This is a genomic window from Aquimarina longa SW024, assembly GCF_001401755.1.
Classification (GTDB): domain Bacteria; phylum Bacteroidota; class Bacteroidia; order Flavobacteriales; family Flavobacteriaceae; genus Aquimarina; species Aquimarina longa.
Genome location: NZ_KQ474100.1, coordinates 334963 through 348700, shown reverse-complemented (window position 1 = coordinate 348700; position 13738 = coordinate 334963). Strand labels below are relative to the sequence as shown.

Annotated in this window: 9 protein-coding genes; 6 read left to right on the top strand and 3 right to left on the bottom strand. The window is 30.1% G+C overall.

Translation table 11 applies throughout. The features are described 5' to 3' along the window. Positions 1-72: 72 nt before the first annotated feature. The 6 genes from N456_RS14035 (at position 73) to N456_RS14010 (ending at position 9292) form a co-directional block, all read left to right on the top strand. Positions 73-2475: a glycoside hydrolase family 31 protein gene (locus tag N456_RS14035; protein WP_062058400.1), complete on the top strand. Its 2403-nt coding sequence runs from the start codon at positions 73-75 to the stop codon at positions 2473-2475. A 127-nt stretch (positions 2476-2602) separates the two neighbouring features. After that, the gene (locus N456_RS14030; RefSeq protein WP_062058397.1) at positions 2603-3424 is read left to right on the top strand and encodes a M48 family metallopeptidase; all 822 of its coding nucleotides are present in this window, start codon (positions 2603-2605) and stop codon (positions 3422-3424) included. Between the two features lie 171 nt (positions 3425-3595). Then, a complete protein-coding gene (locus N456_RS14025) occupies positions 3596-4912 on the top strand; it encodes an MFS transporter (protein WP_062058394.1) in 1317 nt (438 codons plus the stop codon). Between the two features lie 204 nt (positions 4913-5116). Next, on the top strand, positions 5117-5596 hold the full coding sequence (locus N456_RS14020; RefSeq protein ID WP_062058391.1) for a lipocalin family protein: 480 nt from the start codon (positions 5117-5119) through the stop codon (positions 5594-5596). 18 nt (positions 5597-5614) lie between these two features. Continuing rightward, the gene (locus tag N456_RS14015) at positions 5615-6307 is read left to right on the top strand and encodes a YiaD family glycine zipper/OmpA-like lipoprotein (RefSeq protein ID WP_062058388.1); all 693 of its coding nucleotides are present in this window, start codon (positions 5615-5617) and stop codon (positions 6305-6307) included. Between the two features lie 168 nt (positions 6308-6475). Further along, on the top strand, positions 6476-9292 hold the full coding sequence (locus N456_RS14010; RefSeq protein WP_148639332.1) for a M16 family metallopeptidase: 2817 nt from the start codon (positions 6476-6478) through the stop codon (positions 9290-9292). Positions 9293-10363: 1071 nt separating this feature from the next. Here N456_RS14010 and N456_RS14005 read toward each other — a convergent pair. Genes N456_RS14005 through N456_RS13995 form a run of 3 tightly spaced genes read right to left on the bottom strand, consistent with a single transcriptional unit; the run spans position 10364 to position 13526 of the window. After that, positions 10364-11896, bottom strand: coding sequence for a helicase-related protein (locus N456_RS14005; RefSeq protein WP_062058381.1), 1533 nt, complete (start codon positions 11894-11896; stop codon positions 10364-10366). A 26-nt stretch (positions 11897-11922) separates the two neighbouring features. Then, the gene (locus N456_RS14000; protein ID WP_062058374.1) at positions 11923-12588 is read right to left on the bottom strand and encodes a DEAD/DEAH box helicase; all 666 of its coding nucleotides are present in this window, start codon (positions 12586-12588) and stop codon (positions 11923-11925) included. Positions 12589-12590: 2 nt separating this feature from the next. Continuing rightward, positions 12591-13526, bottom strand: a complete 936-nt coding sequence (locus tag N456_RS13995) for a HamA C-terminal domain-containing protein (protein WP_062058370.1) — start codon at positions 13524-13526, stop codon at positions 12591-12593. Positions 13527-13738: the final 212 nt, after the last annotated feature.

Below are 13738 nucleotides of genomic sequence, written 5' to 3'. Positions count from 1 at the left end.
AGTTTTTTTTAGAAAAAACACCGAATTAAATATAGTGTATACAAGTCTAAACTCAACGAAAAAGAAAATCATATGATTATTAATACAGAATTAGAACAAAAAGGGAATTTATTTCCTGGTAAGATTATTTCCTTTTCACAAAATGTAGATAAATTAAATTTCACAACAGAAAATGGAGTAATTCTACAAGTTACTATTTTAAGAGGTAGCGTTATTCGTTTTAGATACGCTACAGATAATAATTTTGAAAAAGACTTTTCTTATGCAATAAGCGAAACAGGTGCTAGAGGATATAGTATTCTAGAAGTAGAAGAAGATGAAAATAAATATATTGTAACTACTTCAAAAATAAGTATAACTATTTCTAAAGCTAATATTCATGTTACTATTAATGATAAAGAAGGTAATATAGTCTGTAAAGACGATTGGGGTTTTCATTGGGAACAAAGCTATGAATATGGAGGAAATATTGTAAAAATGAGTAAATCAGCACCTCAGGGAGAGTGCTATTATGGATTAGGTGATAAACCCATGCATCTTAACCTAAAAGGAAAACGTATACAAAACTGGGCTACTGATCAATATGCTTTTGGAAAAGATCAAGATCCCTTGTATAAGAGTGTTCCTTTTTATATCGGAATGTATGAAGAAAGAGCCTATGGAATATTTTTTGACAATACATTCAAAACCTTTTTTGATTTTTGTCATGAGCGCCGTAATGTAACAAGTTTTTGGGCTCAGGGAGGAGAGATGAATTATTATTTCTTTTATGGTCCTAATATGCAAGATGTTGTAACACGATATACAGATCTTACTGGTAAGCCAGAATTACCTCCATTATGGGCATTAGGATACCACCAATGTAAATGGAGTTATTACCCAGAGAATAAAGTAAAAGAGATAACCAATAAATTTAGAGAACTTAGAATCCCTTGTGATGCGATTTATCTAGATATTGATTATATGGAAGGGTTTAGATGTTTTACATGGAATAAAGAGTATTTTCCAGACCCTAAACGTATGGTAACAGAACTAGCAGAAGATGGTTTTAAAACTGTAGTGATTATTGATCCAGGGATTAAAATTGATGATGACTATTCTGTATACCAAGAAGCGATACAAAATGATTATTTCTGTAAAAGAGCAGATGGTCCATATATGCGAGGTAAAGTATGGCCTGGAGAGTGTTATTTCCCAGACTTTACAAATCCTGAAGTTAGAGAATGGTGGGCTGGATTGTTTAAAGAAATTATCGATGAAATAGGAGTGAAAGGAGTATGGAATGATATGAATGAGCCAGCTGTAATGGAAGTCCCTGGCAAAACTTTCCCTAATGATGTACGTCACAACTATGATGGAAACCATTGTAGTCATAGAAAAGCTCATAATATATATGGTACCCAGATGGCTAGAGCTACTTACGAAGGGGTAAAACGATTTGCATATCCTAAACGCCCTTTTATTATTACACGATCTGCATATTCTGGAGCACAGCGATATACATCATCTTGGACAGGAGATAATGTAGCAACATGGGAACACCTATGGATTGCTAATATACAAGCACAGCGGATGAGTATGAGTGGTATGTCCTTTACAGGTAGTGATATCGGAGGTTTTGCAGAACACCCTACAGGAGAGCTCTATGCACGATGGATACAACTAGGCGTATTTCATCCATTCTGTCGTACACACTCTTCTGGTGATCACGGTAATCAAGAACCTTGGACATTTGGAGAAGAAGTTATAGATGTTACCAGAAAGTATGTAGAACTACGTTATCAATTATTACCATATTTATACACTATGTTTTGGGAATACGCCGAGGCAGGAATTCCAATGTTAAAATCCTTAGTGCTCTATGACCAAGGAGATTTACAAACACATTACAGAACTGATGAATTTGTTTTTGGAAACCAAATTCTCGTATGCCCAATACAAGAACCAAACGCTAATGGTAGAAGAATGTATATTCCAAGAGGAAATTGGTATAATTACTGGACTCGTACCTATGTAGTAGGTGGAAAAGAAAAATGGGTAGATGCTGATCTAGATACTATTCCATTATTTATTAAAGAAGGAGCAATTATTCCTAAGTATCCAATACAACAATATGTCGGAGAAAAGAAAATAGACGAATTGAAACTAGAAGCTTATTATAAATTAGGAGACAAAGAAGTATCAAAAGTATATGAAGATGCTCAAGACGGTTATGATTATGCAAAAGGACGTTTTAGTCTTAGAAGTTTCTCTTTTACAGGAAAAGATAATGAAATCATTATACAGCAACATAAAAGCGGAAGTTATATTAGTGAGTATGAAACCATGAGAATTGAATTAATAGGGCTTCCTTTTAAAATCAATACTATCGAAATTGATAATGTAGTAGTAGCATCTGAAAGTGTAAATTTTGATATTGATAAAAATGAATTAATTGTACCTAAAAATTTTACAGAACTTCATATTGTGGCATGATAGATGTACTTTATCGAAAAAAATAACAATACATAGATTTTTAAAAACATTATTATCTATTGTTTTTTGAAGAACGCTTGTTATTTTTGTATTTTTAAAAAAAGAACCTTACAAGATAGTATTACATATGAAGACACGAAAATCTATAGTTATAATAGGAACCATTTTATTGTTTATGTCCTGTGCTACAAATCCATTTACTGGTAAACAGACATTAGCATTAGTTCCTAATTCTCAGATACTGCCTATGGCTTTCCAGCAATACAATCAGTTCTTAGGAGAGAATAAAGTAATAAAAGGAACATCTGAAGCAGAGATGATCACCAGAGTAGGTCAAAAAATTTCAAGAGCTTCAGAACGTTGGTTAAATGCTAATGGATATCAAGGATATTTAAAAGACTACAAGTGGGAATACAATCTTGTAGATGATAAAAATGTAAATGCTTGGTGTATGCCTGGTGGTAAAATAGTATTTTATACAGGTATCTTACCAATAGCAAAAAGTGAAACTGGTATAGCAGCTGTAATGGGACACGAAGTAGCTCATGCATTAGCAAATCACGGTCAACAACGAATGAGTGCAGGTCAAATTCAACAACTAGCAGGAGCTGCAACAGCAATAGCAGTGAGTGGAAAAGATCAAAAAACACAGCAAATTGTAGGTACTGCTTTTGGTCTGGGAAGTCAATTTGGAGTAATGTTACCATTTAGTAGAAGTCATGAAACTGAAGCTGATCGCATAGGGTTACAATTGATGGCAATTGCAGGATATAATCCTGATGAAGCAGCTAACTTATGGAGACGTATGAAAGCTAATAGTGGAGGACAAGCACCACCAGAGTTTATGAGTACCCACCCATCTAGTGATACACGTATTGCAAATCTTACCGCTTGGGCTCCAGCAGCAAGAGCCGAAGCTAAAAAATTTGGAGTTACATCCTTTAAATAAATTATAAAGTTTATATTCTTAAAAAGATTATACTTACTTTAGAAGCTGTTCTGAGCAAATTCAGAACAGCTTTTTTTTAGTTAAAAAAAAACTATTAAAGAATTCAGTTTTTTTAAGTGGTATTAATCCCACGATATAACAAATTTATTTTTTATAACTTTTATATATTCTATGAAGACAATATTACCAAAAGGAAGTAAAAAATTATTAAATGCATGGGCATTTTATGATTGGGCAAACTCAGTATATAATCTAACTATTTCATCAGCTGTTTTTCCTATCTTTTGGGGAGCATTAACTATAGTAAGAAATGATCAAGGAGCTATTGTTAGTGATACAGTACGTTTTTTAGGTTATGATTTTAACAATGATTCCTTAATAAGCTATGTTACTGCCATAGCTTTTTTAACAGTCTCAATAATTAGTCCTCTACTTTCGGGAATAGCAGATTACATAGGAAATAAAAAGAATTTTTTGAAATTTTTCTGCTACTTAGGAGCATTATCATGTATTGGTTTATATTGGTTTAGTTTAGAACATCTATGGTTTGGTTTATTGTGCTATTTTTTTGCATTAATAGGTTTTTGGGCAAGTTTGGTATTCTATAATTCATATCTACCAGATATCGCATTTCCAGAACAACAAGATGCTATTAGTGCAAAAGGGTATTCATTAGGCTATATAGGAAGTGTACTCTTATTGATTATTAACCTTGCTATGATATTTTTTTATGATTCGTTTGGTTTTGAAAATAAAGGAGTCCCAACCAGATTGTCTTTTGTTATGGTAGGAGTGTGGTGGATAGGCTTTAGCCAATATACGTATTATTACCTTCCTAAAGGACATCAGAAAGATGTGCTCTCAAAAGCAGTTGTTTTTAATGGATTTAAAGAATTAAAAACAATTTGGAATGCATTGAAGAATGATATAAGACTTCGTAGATATCTTAGTGCATTCTTTGTATATAGTATGGCAGTACAGACCATAATGCTTATTGCTACATATTTTGGTATCGAAGAATTAGATTGGGGAGATCAAGATGCTACTACAGGATTAATTATAAGTATTCTATTAATTCAACTTGTAGCAGTACTTGGAGCATTCTTTACCTCAAAAGCTTCTTCAAAATTTGGAAACATACAAACATTAATAGTCATTAATTTTATTTGGATAGGGATCTGTATATACGCATACACTATTACTACACCTTATCAATTTTATATCACTGCAGCAATTGTAGGTTTAGTTATGGGAGGAATACAAGCCCTATCAAGATCTACGTATTCAAAATTGTTACCAAAAAATGCTGTAGATACAGCCTCATATTTTAGTTTTTATGATGTATCCGAAAAAGTAGGTATTGTTATTGGAATGTTTTCATACGGTATCATCGCCCAGATGACAGGGAGTGTACGCTACTCAATACTTTTTTTAATACTCTTTTTTGTAATAGGCCTTATATTGTTATTTAGAGTTCCAAAAAAATAAAATTTAAGATAACTATAGTATTATCTGCTTATAAAGTTAATAACTAGTTAAATATATATTGTAGAATATTTTTTATCCAAATTTTATGCGTCCTATCTATTTTTTAGTATTTATTTTACGTAATAATAAATTATAATTTTGAAATATATTAATATTGGGTACGTTATCCGTATTCGCTATTTTTATATACTAAAACACACAATAATGAAAAAACTTATTTTAGTACTGACAGTTGTTTTATTAGCCTCATGCACTAGTACACAACAAACAGTTATTGCTGCAAAAAAAACACTTAAAGGAAAATGGACTTTGAGTAAAATATCTTATGATCGAGAAGGGATTTTTCAAGTTAATTTATATAATGATGCTCCTTCAGAATGTTTTATAGGTAGTTACTGGAGATTTATTCCTAATAATAACACAGGAAACTATGAAGTATATCAAAGTGAATGTGCCTCTAAAGGATTAAGAAATTTTAGATTTACTATACCTAAACCAGAAGGAGATGGAGAATACTATTTCTTATTTAAACCAATAGACGAAAAGAAAAAAAGTACTAATAACAATGCTGGATATAGAATGCTTTTAAAGCATCTAGATACTACTACAATGACTTGGTCTATGACAGTAAGCTTAGAAGGTAAGCCTTTTGTGATTACTATGGATTTTAACAAAGAACAATAATTAAAATATCAAAAGACAATGAATACAAATCTTAAAAAAATAATAGTTGCAGTAATAGCAATTACATTCTTGATTAGTTGTGATGCCGTTAATAATGCTAATAACACACAAAAAGGAGCAGTTATAGGTACTGCTACAGGAGCTGTATTAGGAGGAATCATAGGAAATAATGTTAAAGGAAAAAATTCTGCACTAGGAGCAGTAATCGGTGGAGTAGTAGGAGGTGTTGCAGGAGGTGTTATTGGTAAGCAAATGGATAAGCAAGCTCAGAAAATCGAATCAGAAATACCAGGAGCAGAAGTTACTAGAGTAGGAGAAGGTATTGATGTTGTTTTTGATGAAAATAGTGGTGTTTATTTTGATACTAATAAATCAAATATCAATTCTAAATCTAAAACTAACCTTAATAAATTAGCTAGAATATTTAAAGAATATCCAGATACTAACATTATTGTAGAAGGACATACTGATAGCTCTGGAAATGATGCATATAATATGACCTTATCACAGAAAAGAGCTAATGCCGTTTCTGCTTATTTGGTATCTCAGGGAATAAGTAAAAATCGTTTGACCATATATGCACATGGAGAAACACTTCCTAAATATGATAATGCCACCCCAGAAGGGAGAGCTAAAAATAGAAGAGTTGAACTAGGTATTGTTGCCAATGAAAAGATGAAACAAGACGCACAAAAACAGGTGAAACAATAATTTTTCAGCATTAACTAAAATAGATAAAAAAAACCTAACAATATTGTTAGGTTTTTTTTATCTATTTTAGTTAGTAATATTCATTATTTTTGTTATTCTTACATAATATATTATTAACCAAAATTGCCTTACACAATGTCATTTTTCATAAAGATTCAAATACTAATTATGTACGGAATTTTATGTTCTTGTTCAAACTCAGAACAGAAAATAACAAAAGAAGTATCTGATGATACAGTTACTGAATTTAAAATTGATTATGAAAAATTTACTCTAGATAATGGCTTAGAAGTAATTCTCCATGAAGATCATAGTGACCCTATTGTAGCAGTAGCTACAATTATGCATGTTGGGTCTAGTCGAGAAAAGCCTGGTAAGACAGGATTTGCGCATTTTTTTGAACATATGTCTTTTAATGATTCTGAGAATACTCCTGTAGGAGCAAATAGAAAGCTAATACCAGAATGGGGAGGAAAACGTAATGGAGGTACATCAAATGATGCTACCAGATATTATGAAGTAGTACCAAAAGATGCTTTTGAAAAAATTCTTTGGATAGATTCAGACCGTTTTGGATATATGATTAATACAGTTACTAAAGCAGCACTAGAAAGAGAAAAGCAAGTAGTTAAAAATGAAAAACGCCAACGAGTAGATAATATGCCTTACGGATATACAGATGAGATTATTCGTAAACATTTATACCCAAAAGGACATCCTTATAGCTGGACAGTTATTGGTTCTCTTCCTGATTTACAATCAGCAACATTAGATGATGTAAAAGAATTTTATGCTCAATATTATGGTGCTAGTAATGCCTCTTTAGTCATTGCAGGGGATATTGATATAGTAGAAACTAAAAAATTAGTTACAAAATGGTATGGTGAAATTAGAAAAGGACCAGAGGTAACTCCTTTAAAGCCGATGCCTGTTATTCTAAATAATAGCAAATTGTTATATTTTGAAGATAATTTTGCAAAGCTACCAGAACTTAGAATGGTATACCCAACTGTTGAAAAATATCATCAAGACACCTATGCATTAGATATTTTAAGTAAACTATTAAGCGGAAGTAAAAAATCGCCACTATATAAAATTCTTGTTGAAGAAAAAAAACTAGCCCCTAATCCTTATAGTTTTCAGAAATCTAATGAAATAGCAGGTGAGTTTTCATTTGTAGTACGTGCTAATGCAGGTAAAGATTTAGATAGTGTAAAAGTAGCAATAGAAGAAGGGCTCAAAAAATTTGAAAAACAAGGATTTACAGATAATGAACTTAAAAGAGTTAAAGCAGAATTAGAAACCAAATTATATATGGGAGTTAGTACTATATTAGATAAGGCTTTTCAACTAGTTTTGGATAATGAATTTATAAAAGATCCAGGGTATATTTCAAAAACTGCTAAATTAACAAGTGCAGTAACCCGAGAGGATATTATGCGAGTATATAATACTTACATTAAAAATCAAAACTATGTGATGACCAGTGTAGTACCAAAAAATCAATTAGACTTAGTTGTTACTCATAGCACAGAAGCAAAAGTATGGTTAGAAGAAATAAAACAAGATGTAGTAAATGAAGTAGTTAGCCAAGGAGAAGAAGCTGTTTATAAAAAAACACTATCCAAACATGATAGAAGTGAACCTGACTCTAGAGAATTGCCATTGTTTAAATCTCCCAAAGTATGGACAGGAGAAATTGCTAATGGAATGAAGTTGTACGGTATAGAAAATAATGAATTACCTCTTGTAAATTTTGATATAACAATACCTGGAGGTCATTTATTAGATCCTATAGAAAAATGTGGGATTTCGAATTTTATGGCAAGTATGATGATGGAAGGAACCGCAACAAAAACCCCTGCAGAGTTAGAAGAAGCTATTGGTCTTCTAGGAGCATCTATTACAATATCTAACGAAACAGAAGAAATAAGAATTAAAGCCTCTTGTTTAGCCAAAAATTTCGAAAAAACATTAGATTTAATAGAAGAAATTTTGTTAGAACCTCGATGGGATAAAAAAGAATATATTCGATTAAAACAAGCATTACAAACAAGGTTAAAAGGTCGTGAAGCAAGTCCAAGAGCAATTGCATCATTTAATTTTAAAAAACTATTATATGGGAATCAAAATATTTTAGGATTACCAAATTTTGGAACATTAGAAACTATAGAAAATATTTCTTTAGAAGAAATAAAGCATCATTATAAGAATTTATCTCCTAACAATGCAATTTTTCATATTGCAGGAAATATAGAAAAGAATAAAGTTGAAGAGGCTTTATCATCACTTGCAACTAATTGGAAAACAAAAGAGATAACCATTCCCAAAATAAAAATTGTCGAAAAAGAAAATCAAAAAAACCAATTGTACTTTATAGACGTACCAGGTTCTAAGCAATCTGTTATATTTATAGGGAGATTAGCATTATCAGCTATGGATCCAGAGTTTAATAATTTAGATTATGCTAATGAAATTTTAGGAAAAGGATCTAGTAGTCAATTATTTCAAACATTAAGAATAAACAAAGGATATACTTATGGAGCATATTCATTCATTAGATCTCAAAAGAATATTTCGCCTTTTTATATAACAACGAATGTACGTACTAATGCGACATTACCATCTCTTAAAATTATTAAAGAAATGATAACTAGTTATAGTACCAATTTTAGTAAGAAAGATGTAAAAGTTACAAAATCAAAAATACTTAAAAGAAGTACTCGAAATTATGAAGGTTTAAATGATAAATTAAATATCTTAAGAGAAATGAGTAAATATAATAAACCGGCTTCATTTATAGAAGATGATCAGAAAGAACTTATTGAAATGAGTGAATCTGATTTTAAGACTATTATATCTAAACATATCAAAGAGGACAAAATGATCTATGTTATAGTTGGAGATAAAGCTTCACAATTTGAAGAAATTAAAAAACTTAACAAAATAATCATAGAGTTAGATATAAATGGTAATCGGATATAATTAGAATATATCATAAATAAAAAAATAGTACAGATATCCTATTTTACATAATATAAATTATAGTACAAATGTATTTATATGAGCAAAACGGCGAATAGAACTTTTTCTGTTCTATTTTACATAGATGCAGATATAGCGCCTTTAGGTCTATATCGTCAGCATTTATGTAACAGCCGTTTTACGCACGCCAGTTTATTATTAGTAGCTATAATGTAATACTATGTAAAATATCCTGCGATTCTCGTGAAGTTGCCGCATAAGTATAAAATTACTCTAAGGGTTTGCATATCTTTTTGTCTTGATACAAAAAGAAATCGACTTTAGGAGATTCACTAACTCCTCTAAAAAAATATTAACCTTGTGAGCTAAACAAAAAATCAAGGCTGCATAAAACTTTGGAAACAATCACGGCGCAGTCGCTATATTTTAGAAAACATTCTGACTTATAAGATCGCTTCGTACCAGAATGAATATGTATAGCTTTTATTGAACCTTCTTACTAAACCTCTAAAATATTGACGCTCCTTTACCTATTGACGCTCCTTTATCTATTGTTTGTGCCAAAGTTTTCTGAGGCCGTTTTTAAACTTTTAGGTTCTATTTTACATAATGTTCAATATTTTAATGTCTTCCACATAGAGGTTTTAATTTCTGTGCTACTAATTTCTCGATAATATTTAGATACATACTATTAGTACTTTCAATTTTAACAACTTTAACAACATTAATTGTTATATCGAAATCACAGTCTTTTGCAAAATGTATTAATTGTAAACCTTGTGTGCTCCCTGTACGATAATAACCTAAATATTGATTAATTCTATTTGTGATATTTGATGTTTCCCATTTTTTGGTATAACCACCACGTCGAATACCTACATATAATACATTACTATCTTTGTTTTTATTTGTTGCAGGAACACTTCTATATGATCGGGTAAATCTTTTATTTTAAAGGATATAGTAACCCTATCCCCTACATCATTGATTATTTTGACACTGATGGATTCAAAAACATTATTTACATTTATATATCCATAAATTAATCACTTTATTTTAGGTACTAAAACTCTAATCTTCATCTTCTAGTAAAAAACCTTTTCTTTTTAAATATTTATTATAAATCTCATTTATTTTTAGTTTCTTTTGCTTCGATAACCATTCAATTGGTGTTTCTTCTTGTTCTTCAGGTATCAATTTATAAACTTTAATAGCTATTGATCTAGACATACCTTTAGAAATTAAAAGCAAAACTAATGAGTTATAGGTACCCAATTCTAACATTGTAGGCAATGAAATACTTAGTTTATGTTTTTCTAGCTCCTCTTCGGTAAGTATAGACTCTAATATATCTGCAAGTAATTTTGTGTATTTGACAAGAATATAACTTACTACTGTAGAATAAACTTTAATAATTTCATTTATAGTTTTGTTTATATCAATTTTACTCTCTTTATCAATAGTTTTTCGAATATCAGCTTTAAACTTTATTTCTCTTGTGATTAATTCATTAAAGCTTTTATTTTCCATCCATAATACAGCATAAAAGACCATTTGAGATAACGATCTTGATATTTGATGCTTGAAAAAAGCTTCAGCATTAAAATCAAAAATTTCGTCTAGCTTATATAATATATTGCTCAGTTGACCAAAGAAATTTGTGTTTTCGTGAGATCTACTATTGATGGTCTCTTTAGTCCATCTTGCATTAAAATTTTCATTTTTATGTAGCACCCATTTGTTTATTCCTTCTTTTTTTATTCTCTTATATAATTTGTCCTGTAGTTCAGGATCAATACTTGGATTTAATCTCAATAATTCTTTAGGAATACTTATACCCTCTAATCTATTGGAAAGGCTATCAATGATAGTGTTTATTATAGAATTGTCAACTCCTTTATTATTTAAATATTCGGTAAGAAGATTGTCTCCTCTCAAAAACTTATTCTTTAAGAAAACAACACCAAACTCAATGTCTTTATTTTTTTTATCCAATGGTTGGTTAATAGCATTGATAAGTTCATCTACAGGATAATGTAAAATTTTATTAATTGCTGGAATTATTTCTTTATCAGGGTCATTTTCGTAAAACTCTTCTGCCCAAGATTCATCATTCTTCTCCATGCAAATTATTGTTCCAGTAAGAGCATCTCTTATCCTACCTGCTCTTCCCACAATATTACCAAATTCAAAAGGGCTTAAATGATTAATATCTTTTTTGGGGTAAGGAATAAATACTTTTTCCGCAGGTAAATTTATCCCTTCCATTAATGTGGATGTGCAGATGATATTATTAAGAGCACCTTTAGAAAAGAGATATTCCAATTCTCCTCTTATAATTTCTGGTAACTTACCATGATGAAAAGCTGATTTAGTTTTTAACGCATCTATTAAATAGTAATCGGGGTGTATTTCTTCCTTAATTAATTCAATTAACTCTTTTATTTCATCATCTAGATTAATATTATCATTATTTGCATTAATCTCATTCGTTAAATAGTTAGAAAATTGTTCGACATAATTGGTTTTTGGAAAATAAATAATGTTTTTACTATTTCTACCAAACCTTAATACAACCTTAACGGTAGTTTTTAATTTACTCATAGAGATTTCTTTAGAGTAATTAAACTCTACATATCATTATTTAATTCTCTTTTAAAATCTTCCGATACTTGAGAAATCAAAGCTCGAGTTGGAACAATGTATACTATAAAAAACTTTTCTTTTTTAATGAAAGTCTGCCTTATGTAATTTTGAATGATAAAAGATTTACCCGCAGAAGTCGGCGCAGATATAGCAATATTTTCATCTTTTTTTGTTAAAACATTCCACAAATATTTTTGATAATCCGATCCAATAATTTTCCCTTCACCATTCTCAATTTCATTAAGAGCTATTTTTGAACCAAGTTCATAATCAATTATGGTTCCGAAGTTTTCATTGAAAAAGAGTCTACCACTAATAGAATTAATTTTAATCAATTCATTAAAAAATCTAGAAGCAATCAAATTTCCAGACCTTGATAATATTACATATGCTGCTTTTCTATATTCTTTAGAGGGCTCTTCTAAAAAAAGAGCTATTCCAAAAACTGAACTTAAATATTTATCATTTTCATCTGTACTTGAGGCTATAATACTTGCCAACCATATTGCATTGTCCAGTTTCTCTTTTTCAATGTTATCATTATTTCCTTCAATTTCTAGCTCAGAATAAAATCTATTGGTTATCATTGTATTCAAAACATCTCTGAATACAGGGTGGTTTTTAGCAGATTCTATTGTCTGATTTGACATTCTTATTCTCTTTTATATTTTTTGCCATTATGAAATATTTCATAGCAAGATTCTCTAAATTCATTGACATCTTTAACTGGCATCATAAAAAACTCTAGTGTTAAACCTTTAATTGGAGGCAATGTCTTTTCTATATAATTTGCTCTTCTTGTTTTTACTGAATTAATAAACTTATTTATTACTTCCTCTATATCTGGTAAACTCTTGGCTATTAATTTTTTTAAGTTTACTTCTTTGTACATTAAAAATGCTGGATAACATATTCCATATCCTTTGAATTCTTCTTGTTTAGTTCTAAGGCTCTGATAGATTAAGTCTAAATCACCAACTTCTAAATTATTCAAATCCCTGCTTAAATGCTTTTTAGCAACTTGAAGTTCTCTATCTATTGAATGAGGATTATTTATATATCGATTTAGTGAATCTAAAACATCTCCAACGCAAACGTGAAAATTATTTCTCATTTTTGATTCTCCAATCAACAAAGTTGGTTTGTCAAGAATATTACCTATGAAAAGTCCATCAGAACCTTTTACTTGGTCATTATTATTATAAGTTTGAGAAATCTTGTGAACAACCATAGGAGTTTGTAGAATAGCTTCTACAAATAGAAACAATATTAGTTCTCCATATCTACCATCGCTTATTGGGTCTATATCTCCAAAATAACTTAAAGCCTTTTTATATGGTATATCTCCATCCTCTATAAGTTCTTCAATGTCTTTTTCATCAAAAACATAAGTAACTACTTGTTCATATAAATGTTTAATAAAACCTTCATAATCCGGAGATCCATCTACAAAATTTAAACTATAGAATTTAACTTTAACATCTTCAGACAATGTAACCTCTTCATTTAAACTAAACCAATCAGTAAAAGCATTTTTATCAATTTTTAATAGCTTGTCCCAAGCTATATCCTTCAGGTCTTTTGGCATATATTAATATAATATTTAACAATTCCTTAATTAAATTAAATTAGAGAATGTAATATTGTTAAATTTATGAATTAATATCTTCTTTAAATTACGGAAAACCCTCACTTTTTAATTTAATTTAAGAGAAATATTCCCATTCCACACACATTCACCTACTCTCCTACTGTTGTTTCGGGTAATAAGTGTTGCACTACCTTTTTTATAGGAGCTTT

Excerpts from the sequence above, each read along its gene's own strand:
- N456_RS14035 (WP_062058400.1), top strand. The coding sequence starts at position 73 with ATGATTATTAATACAGAATTAGAACAAAAAGGGAATTTATTTCCTGGT.
- N456_RS14030 (WP_062058397.1), top strand. The coding sequence starts at position 2,603 with ATGAAGACACGAAAATCTATAGTTATAATAGGAACCATTTTATTGTTT.
- N456_RS14025 (WP_062058394.1), top strand. The coding sequence starts at position 3,596 with ATGAAGACAATATTACCAAAAGGAAGTAAAAAATTATTAAATGCATGG.
- N456_RS14020 (WP_062058391.1), top strand. The coding sequence starts at position 5,117 with ATGAAAAAACTTATTTTAGTACTGACAGTTGTTTTATTAGCCTCATGC.
- N456_RS14015 (WP_062058388.1), top strand. The coding sequence starts at position 5,615 with ATGAATACAAATCTTAAAAAAATAATAGTTGCAGTAATAGCAATTACA.
- N456_RS14010 (WP_148639332.1), top strand. The coding sequence starts at position 6,476 with ATGTACGGAATTTTATGTTCTTGTTCAAACTCAGAACAGAAAATAACA.
- N456_RS14005 (WP_062058381.1), bottom strand. The coding sequence starts at position 11,896 with ATGAGTAAATTAAAAACTACCGTTAAGGTTGTATTAAGGTTTGGTAGA.
- N456_RS14000 (WP_062058374.1), bottom strand. The coding sequence starts at position 12,588 with ATGTCAAATCAGACAATAGAATCTGCTAAAAACCACCCTGTATTCAGA.
- N456_RS13995 (WP_062058370.1), bottom strand. The coding sequence starts at position 13,526 with ATGCCAAAAGACCTGAAGGATATAGCTTGGGACAAGCTATTAAAAATT.